The following is a 23,748-nucleotide window of genomic DNA, read 5'->3' as shown; positions in this document are numbered from 1 at the left end:
AATGAGTTTAAAATTCTAAACAATTGAGCAAACAAGCCATTGTTAAACTTTATGAGCAATCTGACAACGTAAAGCAAATTGCTACATTATTAAAACAAGAAAACCAAAAGCTATTTTTATCGCATTTGGCAGGTTCTTCATTGTCTTTTGTTATTTCAAACACTTTTTTGTCGGTTGAAAAACCTTACTTACTCATCTTTAACGACAAAGAAGAAGCTGCTTATTATTTAAACGATTTAGAGCAACTGTTAGGCGACAAAAATGTACTTTTTTATCCTGGTTCTTACCGTCGTCCCTATCATCCCGACGCTTCGGGAGAAGAAACTGATAACGCTAATATTTTATTACGTTCTGAAGTACTTAATCGGATTAATTCTCGTAAAAAACCTGCAGTAATAGTTACTTACCCGGATGCTCTTTTTGAAAAAGTAGTTACCAAAAGTGAATTGGACAGAAATACCTTAAAACTGAGTGTTGGTATGGCAATTTCGCTCGACTTTGTCAATGAGATGCTTTTTGAATATCATTTTAAACGTGTTGATTTTGTTACTGAACCTGGAGAATTTGCAGTAAGAGGTGGTATTGTAGATGTTTTTTCTTTTTCTAATGATGAACCTTATCGAATAGAATTTTTTGGCGATGAAGTAGATAGTATCAGAACTTTTGATATTGAAACGCAGCTATCTATAGAAAAATTAAAGAAAATAAGTATTTTATCGAATGTTGAAAATAAAAAACTTCAAGAAAAACGAGAGAGTTTTCTAAAATACATTTCTAGCAAAACAGTTGTTTTTGCGAAAAATACAGACTTAATTTTTGATAGCCTAAACGGACTATTTGAAAAAGCTAAATCGGCATTCTCAGAGCAAAAACAGGTTGTAAAATTAGCGGAACCTGAAGAATTATTCTGCGATGGCCATTATATAAAAAATCAGCTCCAAGAGTTTAACCTGGTTACTTTTGGCAATAAACAACACGGAGAAAATCAGGCCATTGAAATTTCATTTCAAATTAAGCCGCAACCTTCATTTAATAAGCAGTTTGATTTATTAATTAACAACCTTAATGAAAATACCAAAATTGGCTTAAAAAATTATCTTTTTTGTGCCAATGAAAAGCAGGCTCAACGTTTTCACGATATTTTTAAAGACATTGATGAAAATGTTAAGTATAAAACCTTGGTTTTTCCAATATATGAAGGGTTTATAGATAATGATTTAAAAATTGCCTGTTATACAGATCACCAAATTTTTGAACGTTATCATAAATTTCGTCTGAAAACTGGGTTTTCTAAAAAGCAATCTATTACGCTTAAAGAATTAACCAATCTAGAAATTGGCGATTATGTGACCCATATGGATCATGGAATTGGTAAGTTCGGCGGACTGCAAAAAATAGATGTTGAAGGTAAAAAACAGGAAGCTATAAAACTGGTTTATGGAGATAGAGATATACTTTATATCAGCATCCATTCACTACATAAAATAAGCAAGTTTAGTGGCAAAGAGGGTAAACCTCCTAAAATTTATAAATTGGGTTCTGGTGCTTGGAAAAAACTCAAGCAAAAAACTAAAACTCGTGTTAAGCAAGTTGCATATGATTTAATTCAACTCTATGCCAAGCGAAAATTACAAAAAGGGTATCAATCTAAACCCGATAGCTATATGCAATTGGAATTGGAATCGAGTTTTATGTATGAAGATACGCCTGACCAATTATCGGCTACGCAAGATGTAAAGTCCGATATGGAGAGTCAACAACCTATGGACAGATTGGTCTGTGGTGACGTTGGTTTCGGCAAAACAGAAGTCGCCATTCGTGCAGCCTTTAAAGCGGTAGATAACGGGAAACAAGTTGCAGTATTGGTACCTACAACTATTTTGGCGTTCCAACACTTTAGAACATTTTCTGAACGGCTAAAAGATTTACCCGTTGTGGTAGATTATATGAACCGATTTAGAACTACCAAACAACGAAATGAAATTATTAAAGGTCTTGAATCTGGTAACATTGACATTGTTATTGGTACACATCAATTGGTAAACAAGAAAGTGAAGTTTAAAGACTTAGGTTTATTAATTGTTGATGAAGAGCAAAAATTCGGCGTTGGTGTAAAAGACAAACTAAAGACTATAAAAGAAAATGTGGACACATTAACTTTGACCGCGACGCCTATTCCGCGTACCCTACAATTTTCATTGATGGCCGCTCGTGATTTATCAGTTATCAATACGGCTCCACCCAATAGGCATCCCATAGAAACAAATGTTATCCGCTTTAGTGAAGAAACTATTAGGGACGCCATTCAGTATGAAATCTCTAGAGGCGGACAGGTATTTTTTATCCATAACCGAATAGAAAACATTAAAGAAGTGGCGGGACTCATACAACGCCTTATTCCAGATGCTAAAGTTGCCATTGGTCATGGACAAATGGACGGAAAAAAGTTAGAACAACTAATGATGGCTTTTATGAATAATGAGTTTGATGTACTTGTTTCTACAACTATTGTGGAAAGCGGACTAGATGTGCCTAATGCGAACACTATTTTCATTAATAATGCCAATAATTTCGGATTGTCAGATTTACATCAAATGCGAGGTCGTGTTGGGCGATCTAACAAAAAAGCCTTTTGTTATTTTATAACACCACCATACCATATGATGACGGATGATGCCAGAAAACGTATTCAAGCATTAGAAGTGTTCTCTGATTTAGGTAGTGGATTAAATATAGCAATGAAGGATTTAGAAATTCGTGGAGCTGGAGATTTATTAGGTGGTGAGCAAAGTGGTTTTATTAATGATATTGGTTTTGATACCTATCAGAAAATACTAAATGAAGCAATTGAAGAACTGAAAGAAAATGAGTTTAAAGACTTGTATAAAGACACTTCAGATAAGCCTAAGCCATTTGTAAAAGAAATTCAAATTGATACGGATTTTGAATTGCTTTTCCCTGATGATTATATCAACTCCATAACGGAAAGACTCAAGTTATATAACGAATTAAACGACTTAAACACCGAAGAAGAGCTTAACATTTTTGAACAACAATTGATTGACCGCTTTGGTGAATTACCAGTACAAGCTGAAGATTTATTGAATAGTGTTCGTGTAAAATGGCTGGCAAAAGACATTGGTTTTGAACGCCTCATTTTGAAGAAAAAAAGAATGATTGGTTATTTTATTTCCGACACGCAATCGAGCTATTATCAAACTGAAATGTTTACCAAAGTGTTGCAATTTGTTCAAAAAAACCCGACTACTTCTGTAATGAAAGAAAAAGAAACCAGAAACGGTTTACGCCTGTTATTGACTTTTATCAGAATTGATTCTATTGAAACGGCGTTGGACGTGTTGCGTAAGGTTTAGAAAAAAAATATTATGATGTAATTTTATTATATTTAACTATTATTTTCAAAGATATAATTCAATGAAATTAAATCACGACATAGAATTAGTCAATGCTACGAATTTGGGATCTGGAGACAGAGCATATAATTTGCAATTTAGTAGATTTATAACAAATGAAAAATTTTATCCTATTTGTTTCGTAATTAGCCTACTAGCACCTTACTATTTTATCACATTGTTGATATAGATATCAATTATGAAAATAAGTTTACATCTAATGGATACAATTGGAAAAAAATTAATGGTAGAAATGTAAAATTTGAATCAGATAAAAAATATAGAAATATAATTGATGTAGTTTCCAATGAAATTACATTGAAACTGGGTTACAAAAAATTTCCTAAGGAATTAATTAATAAAATTATTCCTGACGTAAGCTACCAAGAGATTAAAAAGGGAGAATTAACATATTTTAATGCTTTTTTCTTAAATCAATTTTATTGTACGGCTTAAAAAATAAAATATCATGAAACGAAAAATATTAGTTACAATGTTAATTTATTTTATAGCATTTGTAAATGTGAATGCTCAGCACAGCTGTCTAGCTGAAAGTACTTATATTTCAATGCCTGATGCTGATACTTACACCAACAGACAAATCTTGGAGTTTAGTGGAAATAAAATATATTCTAAAGATTATAGAATGAAAATTGATACAACTCATTCATTTCAAATTAAAAGTGATAATCTAATATTCAATGACAAGTTTAATTGGGGTAAAATTGTATGTTATGATGAGTATTTTGAATTAATTGATAAAAATAATTCGAGTTTTCAATATACCAAGTTAAAACCTACAATTATAGAATGTACTGAGGAAGAATTAAACAATATTATTTTATCAAGTCATTGGAAGTTGAATTTGGAAAATGAAAATGGAACCATCCATATTAATTCCAATGAGGAAGGTGATAAGTTGAGATTAAAATCTAAACTTGTTAAACTAAATGACACTTATGTTATTTTTTTAGATGAATGGTGGAACTTTACGATAAGTAAAATATCTAAAGACACGATTGAACTTTACGGTTTGGCTAAGAGTAATAATTTGCCTGAAAATTTAAATTTAACACGTAAACATCTTTAAACATTTAATAGTTTATGAATTCCATTGAAAAGGCGTTGGAAGTGTTGAGGAAGGTTTAATTCATAATTATTATATATTTTTAGACTACAATTTTAAAACACTTTACCAAAGTGCAGGCAATTAATTTTTTTATATTTTTTATTCTCAGTGTTGTAGTTCTTTCTTGTAGTTCTTCAAAAATAGTACAGAAAGATATAAACCAACAATTTAATGCATTTACAAATGCTGATTTTAAAACAAAATCTGTTGATTCTGTATTAAATAGCTTAATTAACTTAACTGTACGACAACGGGAAGACTCATTAGTTTCTTCCATGTCAAAAGGCTGGATGCCCACTTATAATTTTCAATTCAAAGAAGTTTCGTATACTTATAAAAATACTTCGGGTGAAAAATATAAGATTCGTTTTTGGGTAACACCTGATTATTTATCCATCGGTAATGACGACGATTTTGTTAGAATGCCGCTAACGCCTCAAGCGGCACAATTATTAGCAAATCAATTTCATTGTGCATTACCCACTGCAAAAATGGTGGATGAAATTTACAAAAAAGCGAGTGTAAAATTACCGCCTATTCCGTTAACAGAAAATCGGGACTCGTTAGCTACTTTTACCAAACATCATTTGCTAATTCAACAACAGTTACAACATAAAATTCCAAACGGAATTGTTGCCGGTATCAAAAAAGATGTTGTTCAATCTACAGCAATTCTAAATAATCCTAAGTCAAATAGAGTTGCTATTTATGGTTGGCATAAGTTGAATGGAAAACCTATACAACCATTATATACTGGCCATGTAGATTGGTATGTTGATTATAGCCATGGAATTCGATTGATTTATGAAAAAATGCTCATTAATAACAAAGTTCATTTGGTAAAAGATGTTTTAAACAATCCAGAACTTGCGGGAAGCATTTGTAATGATAGCAAATGTGCAATGATGAGATATGGTAAGGCTAAAATGGATTAAAACTTTCTTTTCGGTACAAAATTTGATACTTCCTTAAAAAGTATCAGCCATGAAAAAGCAGCTTCATATTTCTATTCCTAAACCTTGTCACGAAGATTGGCGAAAAATGACCCCATATCAACAAGGAAAATTTTGCAATTCTTGTGCAAAAACGGTGGTTGATTTTACCAAAAAGTCTGTAACTGAAATACAATCTTTCTTTATTGTAAATCAAGGTAAAAAGGTATGTGGGCGTTTTCAACAAACCCAATTAGACACCATTACCATAGAGATTCCAGAGCAAGTCTTATTTCAACAACATTCGTTTTCAAAAATATTTCTATTATCTTTATTGATAACCATGGGTGCAACGTTGATGAGTTGTAACAATGATGGCAAAAAGCAGAAGATAAATCAGGTTATTGTGTTGGATAGTATTGCTAATTCTGAGATATCAATCCATGAGAAAATTGATTCATTAGGAGCAAATACCAAAGTAGATAGCATTCGTGAAAATAAAAAAGATACTCTAATAGAAAAACTATCGAACCCACCAATACCTCCACCACCAATTACTACTGTTGGCATGACAGTATTGGGATTACCGCAGCCAGAACCACAAGAGGAAAAAGACAGTATTAAAGAAATTGAAGAACCTATGCCTTTTGGTATGATTGAAGCTTCTCCGAAATTTAAAAATTCAATAACTAAAGGTTATGACGAACAGAAAGAGGAGTTTAGAAAAAAAATGACTGAATTTATCAATTCCAATTTAGATTTAAATATTATTAAGGAGGTCGTACCACCTGGAAAATATAAAAACTATACCCGATTCACTATTGACAGCTTAGGAAAGGTAACTGATATTCAGACTAGAGCAAAATATAGCATTATTGAATCTGAAATTAATAAAATTATTGCTGAATTACCAGATTTTATTCCTGCAACACAAAGACATAAGCCTGTTCCCGTTAAATATACCGTACCTATTCATTTTATTATAGAATAGTTATCTTTGGTTTGATTTTTGACTAGTTCTCAATACACCACGTGAAAAGCGAGGCACTCGAACCGACGTTTTTATATATTACATTATGATTAAGAAATTTTTATTGTTACTTTTATTAGCAACTACTTTTGTTAATGCCCAACACACCATTACTGGTAAAATGCAACCCAAAGGTGATTATGAATGGATGATTCTGTACCATATGCAAGGAGCCAAACAAAATTACATTGGCAATGCTGATATCAAAGAAGGAGCATTTTCCTTTACATTATCCGACACATTAAATGTGGGTATTTACCGTTTGGTGTACGATTTACAAAATCAACTTTTTATAGATGTTATTTATAATAATGAAGACATTGCTTTTACATTTAATCCTGAAAATCCTAATCAAGAAATTCAATTTTCAAGTTCAGAAGAAAATAAATTGTACTATTCTTATTTGAATAAATCTGCTGGAATTCAATACACTTTAGACTCGCTACAAGTGGCCTATTTTAGCACTCAAAATAAACCTAAACTCAACGCTTTATATCAGAAAAAACATGCAGATTTAGTCGAAACACAAGAGCAATCAGAGAAACAATCAAAAGGAAAACTTGCTCATCATTTTATAAAAGCAAGTGGGCGTTATAATGCAACGCAACCTATTGAAAAACCAAATGATTATCTTAAAAGTACAAAAACACACTTTTTCGATACTGTTGATTTTAATAATGAGACCTTGTTGGGTTCAACTTTTATAACCGACAAAATAAACGACTATATTTTTTACTTGAATGCCTCTGATGACTATCAAGTTAACAATCAACTTAAAAAAGAAGCGATTACAACGGTAATTACAAAAATTGGAACAAACTATCGCTTAGCGAAAGATATTGAAGAAGTTCTATTATATAACTTCACACAACAGCAAAATGTACCTATAGTTCGATTTATACTAGAGAATTATTACAATAAACTACCTGCTAGTTATCAAGATTTAGACTTTAAAAAAGATGTTGAAGTTAAAATTAAAACAGCTATTGGTAATAAAGCACCAAATATCAATTGGACTATTAACAATGAAAAGAACGACCTCTATAAGTTATCAGGAAGTGACATCTACCTAGTAGTTTTTTGGAGTTCACAATGTGGGCATTGCCTAAAAGAAATTCCTGTTCTAAACGACTATTTAAAGGGAAACACAAAAATCAAAGTTATAGCGGTTGGTATGGAAGAAGAGACTAGTAAACCGATCTGGCAAAAATTAATTTTAAACTACCCTTCGTTTATAAATGTGTATGGAGCACATAAATGGAAAAATGAATTTGCTCGAGAATATGGAGTAACCTCTACTCCTTCCTATTTTGTATTAGATGCTAACAAAAATATTATGGCAAAACCTGATACTATTGAGGATGTGAAAGCATTTTTTGAGGGAAATAAATAAACCCCTCCGCCTAACGGCACCTTCCCTTGAAAAAAGGGTAGGAACGTATATGTTTTTTGTTCCATTTCATAACGCAAAAACACTCGAACTGACAGTAGTTTATAAGCGACTAAAAATGATAAAAAGCATCTTCTAAATGCTCAATTTCAAATTTATTTTTATCATTTATAATGGCAATAATATCAAACCGTACATTTACATCTAAATCTTTAGAAACTACATAATGGTCTGTGGCCATAACTAGTAGTTTTATTTTCTTTTGGTTTACAAAGTCCTGCGGTAAACCAAAATCTCGTGTAGAACGTGTTTTCACTTCAACAATGGCTAAAACATCCTTTTTTTGTGCAACAATATCTATTTCTGCCTTTAAATATCTATAATTGATATCTCGTATTTTATATCCATTTTTCTTTAAATAGGCAATGGCAAGCTCCTCTCCTTTTTTTCCTAATTCGTTATGCTCAGCCATAATTTATAAGTTCAAAATGATATATATTATTCAGGAATTGTATGTTTAAAGAAAGTGTTTCACCCTCAAATGCCCTTCCCTTTAGGGAGGGCATTTGAGGGGATTTTTCTATTTCTCAAACTTTACCACCGTCTTACTTCCTTTAACTTTCAGTTCAATTTTTCTTCCTAGAATCAAGGTACGGTTATCTGTAATATGACCTGCTGGGAAATCAAATGCTACTGGAAAATCATATTCTTTTACAGCATCTAAAATTATTTCTTCATAAGTCATTCCAAATTCAGAAGCATCGGTTTTTCGATCGGACATTCCACCAATAATAAGGCCTTTACAGTTTTCAAAATAGCCAGCTCTTTTCAAACTAATCATCATTCTATCAATATGATACAAAGCTTCACCAACCTCTTCCAAAAACAAAATTTTACCATTAGCATCTATCTGCGATTTTGACCCTAGCATACTATATACCAAAGATAAATTACCACCGACAACTTCGCCTTCAGTAGTACCTTCACGATTAAAATCAGATTCAGCAACTCTATACTTTACTCTTTTACCAAAAAAGGCCCTCTTCAACGATTTTAAGGCTTGTCGCTGTTCTTTACTATCAGGTTTATAGGTCAATGGCATTATACCATGCATTGTTTCAATACCCATGATGTGCACTTCATTGTGAAAGGCCGTTATATCTGAAAAACCAATAATCCATTTAGGATTTTGCTTAAACTTTGTAAAATCGAGATCATCTAAAATCCGAATGGCTCCATAACCACCTCTAGCACACCAAATGGCTTTTACATTATCATCATCTAAGGCTTCTTGAAAATCAGCCAAGCGTTCTTCATCAGTACCGGCAAATCTAAAATGTTGATTGAATAAGTTCTTACCTAATTTCACTTTCAGTCCCCACTTTTTTAACAAGTCAATCCCATTTTTAACACCAACAGAATCTCTAACAATACCTGCTGGAGCTACAATCATTACCATATCACCTTTTTGTAAGGAAGGTGGTTTAATCAATGAAGTATTACTGTCATTCTGTGCTAAAAGCGTTATTGAGATAAATAATAAGAAAACGCTAAAAATTTTATTCATGATAATTTTAATTGATGGGGTTTTGTGTAAAAGTATATAAAATGCTAAATATAACTAGTGTTATGAGTGCTTTTTCTTACTTTTGCCCTACTAAAATTGAGGAATGAACACACCGAAAAGATATACTATTACTGCAGCTTTACCTTACACAAATGGCCCCGTACATATTGGACATTTGGCCGGAGTTTATGTGCCTGCAGATATTTATGCCCGTTATCAACGTTTACAAGGTAGCGATGTACTTTACATATGCGGCTCAGATGAGCATGGCGTACCCATTACTATAAAGGCGAAAAAGGAAGGAATTTCGCCTCAACAAGTGGTTGACAAATACCATGAAATGATTAAAAAATCATTTGCTGAATTTGGAATTTCATTTGATAATTATTCACGTACTACGGCTAAAGTACATCATGATACTGCCTCTGATTTTTTTAAAAAACTATATGAAGACGGTAAGTTTATTGAAGAAACTAATGAACAATTGTATGATGCGGAAGCCAATCAATTTTTAGCAGATCGATTTGTTGTAGGTACGTGCCCTAAATGTGGTTTTGAAGAAAGTTATGGCGATCAATGTGAAAATTGCGGAACGAGTCATAATGCTACGGATTTAATCAATCCGAAATCAGCTATTACTGGAAACACACCTACGTTAAAAGAAACAAAACACTGGTTTTTACCTTTAGATCAATACCAAGATTGGTTAAGAACTTGGATAGTTGAAGGGCATGCCAATGACTGGAAACCTAATGTATTGGGCCAAGTAAAATCTTGGTTAGATGACGGTTTAAGACCTAGAGCGGTAACTCGTGATTTAGATTGGGGAATCCCAGTTCCCGTTGAAGGTGGTGAAGGCAAAGTGCTTTATGTTTGGTTTGATGCTCCTATTGGTTATATTTCATCAACAAAAGAATGGGCAGAACGTACCGGTAAGGATTGGGAACCGTATTGGAAAGATGAAGACACCAAATTATTGCATTTTATAGGTAAAGATAATATCGTTTTTCACTGTATTATTTTCCCAAGTATGCTTAAGGCAGAAGGTTCTTATATTTTACCTGAAAACGTACCCGCAAATGAGTTTTTAAATTTGGAAGGAAATAAACTTTCCACTTCAAAAAACTGGGCAGTTTGGTTGCATGAATATTTAGAGGATTTTCCTGGCAAACAAGATGTGTTGCGTTATACACTAACTGCAAATGCACCTGAAACTAAAGATAATGACTTTACTTGGAAGGATTTTCAAGCAAGAAACAATAATGAGTTAGTTGCCATTTTTGGGAATTTTATTAACCGCGTGGTGGTGTTAACTCATAAGTATTATAATGGAATAGTACCCAGTCCGAATGCATTTAGCGAAGTAGATGAAGACACCTTGATGATGTTAAAAAAATATCCTCAAATTATTTCAAAATCTATTGAAAGATACAGATTCAGAGAGGCTCAAAACGAGTTAATGAATCTTGCCAGAATGGGTAATAAATATTTAGCGGATGAAGAACCTTGGAAAGTAATTAAGCAAGATGAAGAACGCGTAAAAACGATAATGTTTGTAGCACTTCAAATAGCAACAGCACTTTCAATTTTGAGTGAGCCCTTTTTACCATTTACCTCTAACAAACTAAAAGGTATGTTGAATGTCAGTTCGAGCACCTCAACTCCGCTCGGCACAGGCTCCGAAGAAATGTCATGGAACAGCGTTTCTAAAGAAAATGTTTTACTAAAATCAGGCCATCAAATAGACAAAGCAGAATTGTTATTCGCAAAAATAGAAGATGCTGAAATTCAAATTCAATTGGAAAAGTTAACGGCTTCAAAGAAAGCCAACGAACTAGAAAACCAGTCGGTTGAACCTCAAAAGGAAACCATTGAATTTGATGATTTTACAAAACTTGACATTAGAATTGGCACGATTTTAGAAGCTGTAAAAGTAGCTAAAACGAAAAAATTATTACAATTAAAAGTTGATGTTGGTATTGATATTAGAACCATCGTTTCTGGTATTGCTGAAAGTTTTAGCCCAGAAGACATTATCGGAAAGCAGGTTACTGTACTAACCAATTTGGCCCCACGTACTATTCGTGGTGTAGAAAGTCAAGGAATGATATTAATGTGCGATACTCCTGACGGAAAATTGGCATTTGTAGAACCTGATGCTAATGTTGTAAATGGTGGACGGATATCATAAACAATTATAATCATGAAATTAATAAAGATAAGCTTAATTATACTTACAATTGCCTTGTCTAGTTGTAGCACAAAGAAAAAAATAAGTGAAAAAAAAATAGAAGAAACGGTTATTGATATGCATAACAGTATGAATTCTTTAGACTGGAGCGGCACTTATCAAGGCAACTTGCCTTGTGCAGATTGTGAAGGCATTCAGACCGTTCTTATATTAAATAATGATTTAACTTTTCTTAAAAAATCAAAATACTTAGGTAAAAAAGATACTATTTTTGAAGATAAAGGTTCTTTTTCTTGGAGTAAAACCGGACAAATAATTACGCTAAACAATCAAAATACTGAACATTATTTTGTTGGTGAAAATAGGATTTGGAAATTAGATGAAAACGGTAATAAAATTACAGGTGATTTAGCTCAACAATATATTTTCAACAAACAAAATTCACAACTTACAGACAGACATTGGAAATTAGTCGAATTGTATGGCCAAAAAGTAGACTTTGACAAGAAAAAAGGTAAACAACCTTATTTAATTCTAAGACCTGAAGAAGAAAACAAAATTTATGGTAATGCAGGTTGTAATCGCTTTTTTGGCACTTTTGAACTTAAAGAAGGGAATCAAATTGTTTTTTCACAACTAGGTGCCACAAAAATGTATTGTCCAAATATGGAAACTGAAACTCAGTTTTTAAAGGCTCTCAATACTGCCGATAATTATTCGCTTAACGGAGAAACGATGACTTTGAACAAAGCGAAAATGGCTCCGTTAGCAAAATTTGAAGTGGCCTATTTTTATTAGAATGAATTGTTTATGAAAAAAGTAATACTATTTATTTATGCCTTATCTATAAGTTTTTCTTCATTTGCTCAAGAAGAAATAATAACATTTAATAATTATTTAAAAACATCCAGTTTAAGTATAACTGATGCGGTCCCATTGGTAAATGATAAAACTGGCGAAACTTCATTGATTTTTGTAGATCCTAAAAAAATTTATGGATATTTATTAGATAGTAATTTTAAAGTTACAAAAGACTTCGTTTCAGACAATAGAAGTAAAAAATATAAAACCATAATTGGAAGTATTAGTTCTGATAATAATTATTTGTTATTTCTATCAAATAATAGAAGAAATAAATTTGCATCGTTGAAATTTTCATATGAAAATGATAATTCTGAGATAACAGAAATACCATTGGAATTAGATAATGAAAGATTCATACAAATAGCGGAACTCAATAATAAATTCTATTTATTCACCATAACAAGATATTCATCAATATTGAATGTCTATGTTTTTGATAAAAGTTCAAATTACAAAAAAAATGAAATTAATCTTACTGAACATTTCGATGAAGACGATAATTTATACGATTTTTTAACGGTTACAGCTGATGGAAGTATAAGAAAAGTGGTTGACATCAATAAAATTGAGGATAGTAACCCAAACGCTATAGAAATAACATCCGAAATTTCAAAAATGTACCAACAAGGCTCAAAAGTCCTTTTTTCATTTGACGACTTTAAAGATTTCACAAAGGTAGTTACATTAGATTTAAAAGATTTTAAATATGAGGTCATTGAATTTGACAAACCATTTGGTGATATAAAATCAAAGTCCACAAATTCATTTATTAATGGTAACGAAATTTATATGGTGGCTGCTACAAATGAAGATTTTAATTTTTCAGTTTATGATTTTGAAACAGGTAATCTATTAAAAGCATATAATGTTGATGTAGATTCAATTATACCTTTTAAAAATACACCAATTATTCAAGTAGGTGGCCAATATGATAAATATAGGGAGTTGGAAAAAACGCAGAAATTTTTAAGAAAAGTTAGGAATGGAGATATCGGGATCTCTGTTTTTAAACATAAAGATCTATTCCAAATTACAATGGGTGGTAAACAGGAAATTAGGACAACCTCGGCAGTCGGTTTTGGAGGCAGTAGCGTATCTATATCGGGTGGTGGACCCCCGGTAATGGTGTTTTTTAACCCTACGCTTTTTGCATATGGTTCTTATACACGGACAAAATCAATACATTTCAAAGGTCTTTTTGATGAAAACTATAATCATGTAAAAGGTGAAGTTGAAAAAAATGCTTTTGATAAAATGAAAAATTATGAAGATGAAAATAAAGTTTTTCAGAAAGGTAAATCAGTTTTTAGGTATAAAGATTATTATATTTTAGGAAGTTTTTCTCGTTGGCCAAAGAAAGAATATAACTTAAGAAGGTTTAATAATTGATCAAAAAACTAGAAAAACTCACAGAAAACTTCATTTAACCTTATTTAGATTTAATAAAAATAACTATATTTGTAGTGTTATTTTATGATCTGAATAATTTTGGGCAAAAAGAAGAAAAAAAAAGCGATTAAAAAGTTACAAAAATTGGGTCTTATACCTGATAAAGTAAAAAGTGATTGCTGTAAAAAATTCAAAAAAGACGAACAAAAACGTTGTAAAAAATGTCCTTGTTTTGATTTACATAAAAAGGTAGCATAACTTCAATTTTAATCAATATTTCTGCGAGATAGTTTTTATATTGCATCTTTAATTTAAGCAATGCAATTACTCAACTACATAAGATCTTTTACCAACCTTCCTGATAGGGGAATACAAAACACAATTGAATTATTAAATCAAGATTGTACCATTCCGTTTATTTCACGTTATCGTAAAGAGGCAACTGGAAACTTAGATGAAGTTCAAATTGGCGATATTGTCAAATACAAAGAGCAATTTGAAACCCTAGAAAAACGTAAACTTTCTATTCTAAAATCATTGGAAGAACAAGGGGTTTTAACTGATGAACTCAAACAAAAAGTAAAATCAACTACCGATGTAACCTCCTTAGAAGACCTTTATTTACCGTTCAAGAAAAAACGTAAGACAAAGGCCGAAACTGCACGGAAAAATGGACTAGAACCGTTGGCTAAAATTATAATGAGCCAATCCCACAGTGGTGACATCAATTCTATTGCCAATAAATACCTTAGAGGTGAAGTTACCTCGGTTGAAGAGGCTTTAGAAGGTGCCAGACACATCATTTCCGAGTGGATTAATGAACGAACTGATATCAGAAATAATATCCGTAAACAATTAGAGCGTTTTGCACAAATTACAACAAAGGTTATTGGCAGTAAAAAAGACGATGAAAAAGCTCAAAAATTTAGAGATTATTTCGATTGGTCAGAAAGTTTAAGTAGATGTCCATCTCACCGTTTACTCGCTATTTTAAGAGCGGAAAAAGAAGGATTTATACGTGTAAAAATAGAAATTGACAATGATAAGGCTTTGTACAATATAGAAAACCGTATTGTCCGTTCTAATGGTGAAGCTGCCAATCAAATTATAATCGCAATCCAAGATGCGTATAAACGCTTATTGTTTCCTGCTCTATCTAATGAAATATTAAGTTTGGCCAAAGAAAAAGCGGACGAGAGTGCCATACTTGTTTTTGCTAAAAACCTTAAACAATTACTATTAGGTGCCCCTTTAGGCGAAAAAAACATTTTGGCTATTGATCCAGGGTTTAAATCGGGCTGTAAAGTGGTTTGTCTTAACGCCCAAGGCGGATTAGTGCATAATGAAACTATTTACCCACATGCTCCACAAAATGACAATATAGGAGCCATTAAAAAGATAAGTTCTTTGGTAGATGCATATAAAATTGACGCCATTGCTATTGGTAACGGAACCGCATCTCGAGAAACAGAACACCTCATCCGCAAAATCCGATTTAATAAAGACATACAAGTATTTGTGGTTAGTGAAGCTGGAGCTTCCATTTACTCAGCATCTAAAATTGCCAGAGATGAATTTCCTAATTACGATGTTACCGTAAGAGGTGCCGTTTCTATTGGTAGAAGGTTGGCTGATCCTTTAGCAGAATTAGTGAAAATTGATGCTAAATCTATTGGCGTAGGGCAATACCAACACGATGTTGATCAATCAAAATTACAACAAAGCTTAGATACTGTGGTGGAGAGCTGTGTAAACACTATTGGTGTAAATATTAATACCGCGAGTGAATCTTTGTTGAGTTATGTATCAGGTATCGGTCCTAAATTGGCAGAAAACATAGTGACGTATCGAGAAGAAAATGGTGCGTTTACCTCAAGAAGTCAAATAAAAAAAGTAGCCCGTTTGGGGGATAAAGCATTTGAACAAGGGGCTGGGTTTTTACGAATTAAAAATGCTAAAAACTCGTTGGACGATTCTGCTGTACATCCTGAAAGCTATGCTATTGTAAAAAACATGGCCAACGATGTGAAAAAGGATGTAGAAGATTTAATTGGAAATTCTGATCTTTTGAAGAAAATTGATCTTAAAAAATACGTTAACCAAACTATAGGATTACCCACGCTAACGGATATTGTTTCAGAATTAGAAAAACCAGGATTAGACCCTCGTGAAAAAGCTAAAGTATTCACGTTTAATCAGAATATTAAAACCATCACTGACGTAAAAGAAGGGCAGTTATTACCTGGAATTGTCAACAACATTACCAATTTTGGTTGTTTTGTAGATATAGGTATTAAAGAAAGTGGACTTATTCATGTTTCTAACTTATCTGACACCTTTGTAAAAGATGTCAGCGAACATGTAAGTTTACATCAACAAATTATCGTAAAAGTTCTGGAAGTAGATGTGTCTAGAAAAAGAATTCAATTGAAATTACACAAATAATTAATTAGACCTCACTGGTTTTCACCTTGAACTATCGGGGCTGTGAGGGCTTAGATAGCCCCTCTTCTAATTAACTATTTTTTTATTTCCATTTTACAAATTAGACTACTTTTGCATCTTTTTCATTCCTTATGAATAAACCAAGAATAGCATTAGCAATAGGGATAATCTGTATCAGTATTTTTCCTGTATTAGTAAAATTAAGTTTGGTATCAGGAGTAGTTTCAGCCTTCTACAGAATGGCATTTTCTAGCCTTCTGATTATACCTTATGTTTTACTATTTAAAAAATTTAAATTCCCTTCATTAAAAGTAACCTTGTTGAGTGTACTTTGTGGCGTTATTTTCGCAACTGATGTTACTGTTTGGAATATTTCCATCATAGATTCAACGGCTACACAGGCCTCTTTGCTTACGAACCTATCTCCTGTTTGGGTAGGTATTGGAGCGTTCTTCTTCTTAAAAGATAAACCCAAAAGAAATTTTTGGATTGGAACTGTTGTTGCCATTATTGGTATGATACTATTGGTTGGTATTCATGTATTTAGAAATTTGGATTTTGATCGTGCCTTTGCTTTTGGCGTACTTTCAGGCGTATTATATGCCTTTTACATGCTCATTAGTAAAAATGTATTAAATCAATTAGACATATGGCGTTTTATGACCATAAGTATCACCTCAGCTGCAATTTACTTAGGCATAGTTAGTTTCTTTATGAACGAACCTGTCATAGGATTTTCTAACACCAGCTGGTTAATTCTTATTGCCATGGCCATTATATGTCAATTATTAGCATGGTTACTTATTAGTTATGCTACTCAAAATATGCGTGCCACTCGAGTATCTGTAAGTTTATTAGGACAAGCTATTCTAGCCTCTATATTAGCATGGTTGTTTTTAAATGAGGAAATAACTCTTCAAATGGTTCTAGGAGGATTAGTGCTCCTCTTTGGTATTTGGATTACCTTTTATCCCACTCCAATTGGCTTACGGGTATTCCATAAAAAAATAGTAAAGGTCAAAAGCACGAAATAAAACTTTTATTCACATAAAACAAAGACCACAAAAGTTTTCTAAACTTGTGTGGTCTTTGTTTTATGGTTATAAATGAAGAAATACTATTATGCCGAATTCCTAGCCGCATTAATATTTCCAAATAAAGAACGTGTTACCAGTTTTTCATAAACCTTAATCTTCTCTTTATCTTTTGGATCTTCTTTTTCTAATTCTTGAATCTTTTTTAAAGCATATTGTTGTATGGTCAATAATGGTAATACAATAGATTCGCGAATATCAATAGACGCTTTACCAGCAGGCTGATTATCCATTAACGCCTTTGAACCTGTAAGCTTTAACAATAATCTTTTAGAAGTTTGATATTCTTCATGAATGATATCCCAAAAAGGTCCAAACTCAGCATCTTCTGACATATACTTTGTCAAATCAAAAAAGGATTTTGACAAGGACATCATACTATTTTCTACCAATGTTTTAAAGAATTTTGAATTTTTGTACAAGGCTTCTACCTTATCAAACTCACCTCTATCTTCATATTGTTTAATAGCAGTTCCTACACCGTAGAAACCAGGAACATTTTGTTTTAACTGACTCCATGAACCTACAAAAGGAATGGCTCTTAAATCTTCAAATTTTAACGTGTCCGATTTCCCTCTTTTACTCGGTCTACTACCAATATTTGTTTTTGCATAGTATTTAAGCGTACTCATACGTTCTAAATAGGGTACAAACATAGGGTGATTCTTAAAATCAACATATTTTTTATAACTGATGTTTGCCATTTCTTCCATCACTACTCTATCCTCTTCTGTCATAGCCAAATTGGTTTCCAATTTGTTATAAATACCAGAACTAATCAATTGCTCTAAATTGTATTGCGACGACTCTAAGGTTCCGAAATTAGAACTAATGGTTTGCCCTTGAATGGTCAACTGTACTTGTTTTGCTTCAATTGTTGGCCCTAGTGATGCATAAAACTGATGCGTTTTACCTCCACCTCTAGCAGGTGGTCCACCTCTACCATCAAAGAAAATAACATCAATATTATATTTCCTAGAAACTTCTGTTAAACGTTCTTTGGCTTTAAAAATAGCCCAGTTGGCCATTAAATACCCACCATCTTTGGTTCCATCAGAAAAACCAAGCATAATTAATTGTTTGTTTTTACGCTCTTTTAAATGTTGTGCATAGGCTGGATTCATATATAATTCTTCCATCACTTCATGAGCAATTTCCAGATCAGGAACTGTTTCAAATAGAGGGCCAATATCAAGGGTTAAATCATCCTTAAAAGCCGCCAATTTTAACATTGCAAACAGTTGCATAACATGTAATGTACTTTGTGTATTACTTATGATATATCTATGTACTGCTCGTTCACCATTATTTTCTTGAATTTCCTTAACAACTTTAATGGTATCGAACGTCTTTAATAGATCTTCATCATTAAATTGTGATACATCAACACTACCTTTAACTTCAGATAAAATTTTCACTTGCTCTTTAGCCGTTAGTTGAAAATAATCTTTTGGAAAAATAGCACTATTAGATGCTATTAATCCTTCAGCCAACGTATTAAAAACACCTTCGTGCACACGACTATCCTGCCTAATATCTAAAATGGCAAAATGATAACCAAACAATTTTATTTTATTCAACAAACTGTTTATTTCTGTTAAATACAACGATTGATGTTCTTCAACAACTAACGTCCTAATGTCTTTTAATTCTGCCTCAAAATCATGTAAACTTATTTGTGGCGAAGCATCTTCATCAACAAAGCTATTATATAATTTTCGCTCTAACTTTCCTAAACGTTCCTCTAATCCATTAAAAGTCAACTTTCTTTTTAATTTTCTTACATCTCTGTAATAATTTTTAAGAATGGTTTCTCTTAATCTGTTCGCTACCTTTTTGGTTATTTGAGGGGTTACAAAAGGATTTCCGTCTCTATCGCCTCCAGGCCAGAAGCCAACATTGATAATGTTATTATCAATATCTTTATTTTCAAAAATATTTTGCTGAATATAATCGAAAATAGAACCGAATGAATAATAAAATACATTTTCTAAATACCAAATCAAACTTACCGCCTCATCATAAGGAGTAGGTTTTTTCTTTTTATAAAAAGCAGTTTTACCTAATTGTGCAAGTAAATCGGAAATGGCTGTTAAGTCAGTTTCCTTTATAGCCTTCGTTAAATCAGTAATGATTCCCAATACACTACCAGGATAAAATTGTGTTGGATGAGCCGTAAGTACAATACGAACTTTGAATTCTTCTAAATACTGTCTCAACTGCTCCAATTGACTCTCAGCTCTGGCATTTTCTTTCAAGTTTCGCAATGTTCCAATACCATCCATATTATGGACTACTGGAAATGCAGCATCTTCAATAGCATCAAACAATACTACCTGTCTTTCGATATATTGAATAAAACGAAACAATAAATTAATTTGACTTTCTTTATTTCGTCTTGCCTGATATTTGCTAAAAAAGGTATCTACAATGGTAGTGGGATTCTCACCGTTTTTAAAACCATTTTTACAGGTTTCGTGAAACAAAGGCAATAAAACGCCCGTCTTCGTTATAGAATCAAACGGCAACGTCATAAAAATACTATTGTAAATTTGATATTTAGACAATACGTTTTGATTGAATCTTTGTAATCTTGGTTGTACAGACATATTTTGTGTTATATTTTGGTAAAAATACTAAAGCCAAAGTGATTGCAGATGGCTTCTTTTAATTTTTATGATATATTTAATTTTTTGAAATTCAAATTACTTTTTCATTACGTTAATCAATAATAACAAAGTAATCTATAATATAACTATTGTAGGTTTATAAAAAAAATTCAGAGTGCATTATTGTCGGCTTCTTCTGATTCATTTTTTTTCTTATCACTCTTTCTAGGTGATAGTTTATAAATTAAATATCCGAAGCCTACCACAAAATGGAGAATTACCACCACCATTATAAAATAGAACCAAAAGTTTGACATTCCCATAGTTCGAAAAAATTGTTCTTACAAAGTTACATCGCAATTCTTATTTTGGGCATGGAAAAATTGAATAAATTTTATCTTTTTTTGGTTTATTCTTAAAAAACTTTAAAACATTAACTTAGCAATTATTTCTTCTTCATCGTTTTTAGTAAGCCTTATAATTTGAGTCTCCTTTGTTTCCTTTTCTGTTCCGAACTTTTTATAAATTGTAACTTTCATAAATGTAGGGTTTTCAACCTTTTGGTATCTATCTCCAAAATATTTAATTTTTACATAATATGCTCCTTTAATAGCATTTTTTAAAGTGAACTCTTCGGGACCAAAACCTTGTGTCATATCTTCAGTCATATAACCACCAATAGTTGTTTTATTATGACTGTAAAAACATTCTTCTAAATTTGGATCTATAATATGCAAATCGATATCAGTATCATTATGGTTCCAATCTACAACAACTCGTATATCATAATTTACCGAATCTAACAGCTCTTTATCAACCTTACTTAGATCCAAATCATCTTTGTATTTTTGAATAAGGTATCTAATTTCATTTCTGGCAATTGTTTCTATTCCTTTAAATTTACGTCTATGAGAATTTTTATAAATTTCACCCGTAATAACACTGTTAAATAAATCTAATGCTTCTTGACAATAGCCTATGTTCTGATATGCAATTGCCAAATCTCTGTACGACTGAGAATCTTCAGGTCTTAAATTCAATATTTGCTTAAATATGAATAGTGCCATATCATCGTGTTTGTCAATTTGTAATTGATAGGCAAACACCTTTAATAATTCATAATTATCAAAATCTATTTCTGCTATATTAGATAGAATTCTAGATGAATAAATAGTATCATTATAATCGAGCTTAAAGTGATTGGCAACATCTACAAAGTAAGCAGGTGTTTCTAAATAGTTTTCTCTTTGTCCTAGATAGATTTGATAGGCTTGTTCTTTGTTTGTGGCTAATTCTAATTCGCTTAAATAATCAGTTTTAACGCCTCTCTCTTTTACAGTGAGGTCACCTTTATATTTTCTATAATTAGCTACATCTCGAGAAGGTGTAAATACATATGGTTCTATGGTGAATGATTGCCCTTGACTACCAGAACCTATTTTGAAAACTATAGGTAACGTATAATTAACTGCTACTGCTCTTCCTCTTTGTTTTCCAGGAATCATTTTTGGTAACAAACGCAGCACTCTAACGGTTTCAACTTCTAGTTTTCTATGTGGTCCTCTTGCTAGTAAATTCACAACATTACCACGTCTGTTTATAGTAAATCGTGCATAAACTCTATATGTACCTTCCGAAAGACCTAAATTATTACTTAGTTCAGCATTAAAGTTTTCACTAAAATGATGAGTTATACTATCACTAAAACATTTTTTCTTTTCATCATTGGAACCCTCGCAACCTGGATAAACCGGCACTTCTTCAATTATGGAAAAAGGGACATCTTCAATTTCTTCACTATCCTCAACAATTTCAACGATTTCATTCATCACTACCATATCATTGGATTCCAACACTTTTTCTTCTAATTCAATTTCATCACTAACCACTTGAATAGATTCAGGCTTTGGTAGAGTTCTCATCATACGAGCATTATCTTCAACATTATTACGTCTAGGTGGACTAATATTCTTTTCTTCTTGTTGTGCCAGAATACTGTTGTATTCTTCTAATAATTCTGCAGGAGGAGTTATTTGATAAGTGACATAATCTCTAATATCTTCCAACACAATTAAAGAGGTGTACTTAGTTACCAAACTAAATGCTTTAGCTAATTCTGTTATTTGATGTTTATTCTTTTTGACATTTAACATTAGGTTCTCTAATTTTTTCTGAGCCCAAATTCTTTCTACAATTTTGTGAATTGTAGTTTTTTTCATGTCAATTTCAACCCTTTGAAGGACCTCGTTTCCGTATCCAAATTTTAAAACAATATTCTTTATGTTGTCCGAATATTTACCAGAAATAGAAAAATCATTTGAAACACTAATAGGTGAAACAGGATAAACTTCTAAATTATTGTTAGATTCGTAACCCAAGAACTTATAAGGTTCAAATTTCATTTTTGATATTGCTTCAGAAATAGCCTTGGTTTGGAGATTTATATAACTTCCATATGTTACTTCAGCAAGTCTTTTCAACCCTGCATGGTTAGATTTCAAATTACTATTTATAACAAAAACTGGAGTCTCTCTTTTTAATTCCAAATTACTTAAAGTTGCCATTCCATCCGTAAATAACAAGCAGACATCTGTATTTTTTATTTTTGAAGAAAGGATTGAATAATTGGTTCCTCCATCATAAACAACCTCTTCTAATTCTTTTTTTAAAGATTCCCAATTTCCATTTTTTACAGTAAATAATTTATCCTTTAATACCGTATTACTAAATGTAACTAATTGTACTTTTACATTTTTATGATATGCAAAATACTCCTGTAAAAAATTAATTTCCTTCTCAATATTCCGTTCTCGTAATGAAAGTGACGCATCCCAATAGATGGTAATAAAATTTGGTTTTCTTCGGAGTCTTTTCTTTGGAGATAGCGTTTTATATATATAAAAGTAATTGTCACTAACCATTACCTTTTCTGTGGTAAACGATAAAGGGATTTTAATTAATAATGGCTTATTTGCAATGTAATTTCTCTTTTTAATGTCAATTGAATAATTCTTATTCCAATTTGAAAATTCAAGTTCTGAAATGCCATTTTTCTCAATAATTGGTTTGTATTTTTGATCAAAGACCGAGATATTTAACTTGAAGGAATCTAGTTTATTCTTAAAATTTAGGGGTAATTCATAAGCATGAGAATTAAGATGAAAAACAAGTTCTTGCTCATAAGCCAATAAAACCCTTTTATAGCCCTTTGCGGGAATAGGATAAATACGAGCTTTGTAATTGTTACCCGAACCCTTTTCAAGTAATGCCGGATCGACTCCCCTTCTAACCACATTTTCAAAAGCAATTCGACCTAATTCTTTTTCAACGACAACTGCTTCTCTTAATTTCCCATTCACCTCTAAGGCAAATCGTGAAACATTATGATCTTCTCCCAAAGGAAATGATAATTCTCCTTCCAACACTGAATTTGTGGGATTGTAAAAAAGCATATCATAGGTTGTTGTTGCTATATTACCTACGATATCAACCTTAATATCTAATAATGACAGGCCTAATTCTTGATTTTTTACTTTTAATGTTGGGCATCTTTGAGCATATCCAAATACTAAAATAAATAAGGAAATACAAAAGCTAATTACTTTTTTCATAGGGTCAATTTTAGAAAAAAAATGTTTTAAGAAATCTGCAAAATTTATGCCAATTGCTTGTGAAATTTTTTTAATATTTACAAT

14 protein-coding genes are annotated in these 23,748 nt (G+C 31.9%); 10 read left to right on the top strand and 4 right to left on the bottom strand.

What is annotated here, in order from left to right; all coding sequences use genetic code 11:
- Nucleotides 1–23: 23 nt before the first annotated feature.
- The 5 genes from mfd (at nucleotide 24) to FF125_RS00995 (ending at nucleotide 7,897) form a co-directional block, all read left to right on the top strand.
- Nucleotides 24–3,374: a transcription-repair coupling factor gene (gene mfd / locus FF125_RS01015; RefSeq protein WP_138948042.1), complete on the top strand. Its 3,351-nt coding sequence runs from the start codon at nucleotides 24–26 to the stop codon at nucleotides 3,372–3,374.
- Nucleotides 3,375–3,882: 508 nt separating this feature from the next.
- Entirely contained in the window at nucleotides 3,883–4,503 is a 621-nt protein-coding gene (locus FF125_RS01010; protein WP_138948041.1) for a hypothetical protein, read from the top strand.
- A gap of 110 nt (nucleotides 4,504–4,613) precedes the next feature.
- The gene (locus tag FF125_RS01005) at nucleotides 4,614–5,477 is read left to right on the top strand and encodes a hypothetical protein (protein ID WP_138948040.1); all 864 of its coding nucleotides are present in this window, start codon (nucleotides 4,614–4,616) and stop codon (nucleotides 5,475–5,477) included.
- Between the two features lie 49 nt (nucleotides 5,478–5,526).
- Nucleotides 5,527–6,465: an energy transducer TonB gene (locus FF125_RS01000; protein WP_138948039.1), complete on the top strand. Its 939-nt coding sequence runs from the start codon at nucleotides 5,527–5,529 to the stop codon at nucleotides 6,463–6,465.
- An 85-nt stretch (nucleotides 6,466–6,550) separates the two neighbouring features.
- Nucleotides 6,551–7,897, top strand: coding sequence for a TlpA family protein disulfide reductase (locus FF125_RS00995; protein ID WP_138948038.1), 1,347 nt, complete (start codon nucleotides 6,551–6,553; stop codon nucleotides 7,895–7,897).
- A gap of 109 nt (nucleotides 7,898–8,006) precedes the next feature.
- Here the strand turns inward: FF125_RS00995 and FF125_RS00990 are convergent, their stop codons facing one another.
- Together FF125_RS00990 and FF125_RS00985 are read right to left on the bottom strand one after the other, a co-directional pair.
- Nucleotides 8,007–8,366, bottom strand: a complete 360-nt coding sequence (locus FF125_RS00990) for a YraN family protein (protein ID WP_138948037.1) — start codon at nucleotides 8,364–8,366, stop codon at nucleotides 8,007–8,009.
- A gap of 108 nt (nucleotides 8,367–8,474) precedes the next feature.
- On the bottom strand, nucleotides 8,475–9,461 hold the full coding sequence (locus tag FF125_RS00985; RefSeq protein WP_250629653.1) for a S66 peptidase family protein: 987 nt from the start codon (nucleotides 9,459–9,461) through the stop codon (nucleotides 8,475–8,477).
- A gap of 103 nt (nucleotides 9,462–9,564) precedes the next feature.
- Between FF125_RS00985 and metG the strand changes: the two genes are divergently transcribed.
- From metG to FF125_RS00960, 5 genes are all read left to right on the top strand, one after another.
- Complete coding sequence (metG, locus tag FF125_RS00980) at nucleotides 9,565–11,652, top strand: methionine--tRNA ligase (RefSeq protein WP_138948035.1); 2,088 nt, start codon at nucleotides 9,565–9,567, stop codon at nucleotides 11,650–11,652.
- 12 nt (nucleotides 11,653–11,664) lie between these two features.
- Nucleotides 11,665–12,450, top strand: a complete 786-nt coding sequence (locus FF125_RS00975) for a copper resistance protein NlpE N-terminal domain-containing protein (protein ID WP_138948034.1) — start codon at nucleotides 11,665–11,667, stop codon at nucleotides 12,448–12,450.
- A gap of 12 nt (nucleotides 12,451–12,462) precedes the next feature.
- Nucleotides 12,463–13,905, top strand: coding sequence for a hypothetical protein (locus FF125_RS00970; RefSeq protein ID WP_138948033.1), 1,443 nt, complete (start codon nucleotides 12,463–12,465; stop codon nucleotides 13,903–13,905).
- Between the two features lie 318 nt (nucleotides 13,906–14,223).
- On the top strand, nucleotides 14,224–16,350 hold the full coding sequence (locus FF125_RS00965; protein WP_138948032.1) for a Tex family protein: 2,127 nt from the start codon (nucleotides 14,224–14,226) through the stop codon (nucleotides 16,348–16,350).
- 131 nt (nucleotides 16,351–16,481) lie between these two features.
- Nucleotides 16,482–17,384, top strand: a complete 903-nt coding sequence (locus tag FF125_RS00960) for a DMT family transporter (RefSeq protein WP_138948031.1) — start codon at nucleotides 16,482–16,484, stop codon at nucleotides 17,382–17,384.
- An 86-nt stretch (nucleotides 17,385–17,470) separates the two neighbouring features.
- Here the strand turns inward: FF125_RS00960 and FF125_RS00955 are convergent, their stop codons facing one another.
- Nucleotides 17,471–20,053: a phosphoenolpyruvate carboxylase gene (locus FF125_RS00955; protein WP_138948030.1), complete on the bottom strand. Its 2,583-nt coding sequence runs from the start codon at nucleotides 20,051–20,053 to the stop codon at nucleotides 17,471–17,473.
- A gap of 425 nt (nucleotides 20,054–20,478) precedes the next feature.
- The gene (locus FF125_RS00950) at nucleotides 20,479–23,664 is read right to left on the bottom strand and encodes a VIT domain-containing protein (RefSeq protein WP_138948029.1); all 3,186 of its coding nucleotides are present in this window, start codon (nucleotides 23,662–23,664) and stop codon (nucleotides 20,479–20,481) included.
- Nucleotides 23,665–23,748 lie beyond the last annotated feature (84 nt).

This window comes from Aureibaculum algae (assembly GCF_006065315.1).
Lineage (GTDB): Bacteria > Bacteroidota > Bacteroidia > Flavobacteriales > Flavobacteriaceae > Aureibaculum > Aureibaculum algae.
This window is presented reverse-complemented; position numbering and strand designations above follow the sequence as displayed.

Bases quoted from the DNA above. Each gene is read 5' to 3' on its own strand.
- FF125_RS01000 (WP_138948039.1), top strand. From the start codon at position 5,527: ATGAAAAAGCAGCTTCATATTTCTATTCCTAAACCTTGTCACGAAGAT.
- FF125_RS00965 (WP_138948032.1), top strand. From the start codon at position 14,224: ATGCAATTACTCAACTACATAAGATCTTTTACCAACCTTCCTGATAGG.
- FF125_RS00960 (WP_138948031.1), top strand. From the start codon at position 16,482: ATGAATAAACCAAGAATAGCATTAGCAATAGGGATAATCTGTATCAGT.
- FF125_RS00995 (WP_138948038.1), top strand. From the start codon at position 6,551: ATGATTAAGAAATTTTTATTGTTACTTTTATTAGCAACTACTTTTGTT.
- metG (WP_138948035.1), top strand. From the start codon at position 9,565: ATGAACACACCGAAAAGATATACTATTACTGCAGCTTTACCTTACACA.
- FF125_RS00955 (WP_138948030.1), bottom strand. From the start codon at position 20,053: ATGTCTGTACAACCAAGATTACAAAGATTCAATCAAAACGTATTGTCT.
- FF125_RS00985 (WP_250629653.1), bottom strand. From the start codon at position 9,461: ATGAATAAAATTTTTAGCGTTTTCTTATTATTTATCTCAATAACGCTT.
- FF125_RS00970 (WP_138948033.1), top strand. From the start codon at position 12,463: ATGAAAAAAGTAATACTATTTATTTATGCCTTATCTATAAGTTTTTCT.
- FF125_RS00990 (WP_138948037.1), bottom strand. From the start codon at position 8,366: ATGGCTGAGCATAACGAATTAGGAAAAAAAGGAGAGGAGCTTGCCATT.
- FF125_RS00950 (WP_138948029.1), bottom strand. From the start codon at position 23,664: ATGAAAAAAGTAATTAGCTTTTGTATTTCCTTATTTATTTTAGTATTT.
- FF125_RS01010 (WP_138948041.1), top strand. From the start codon at position 3,883: ATGAAACGAAAAATATTAGTTACAATGTTAATTTATTTTATAGCATTT.
- FF125_RS00975 (WP_138948034.1), top strand. From the start codon at position 11,665: ATGAAATTAATAAAGATAAGCTTAATTATACTTACAATTGCCTTGTCT.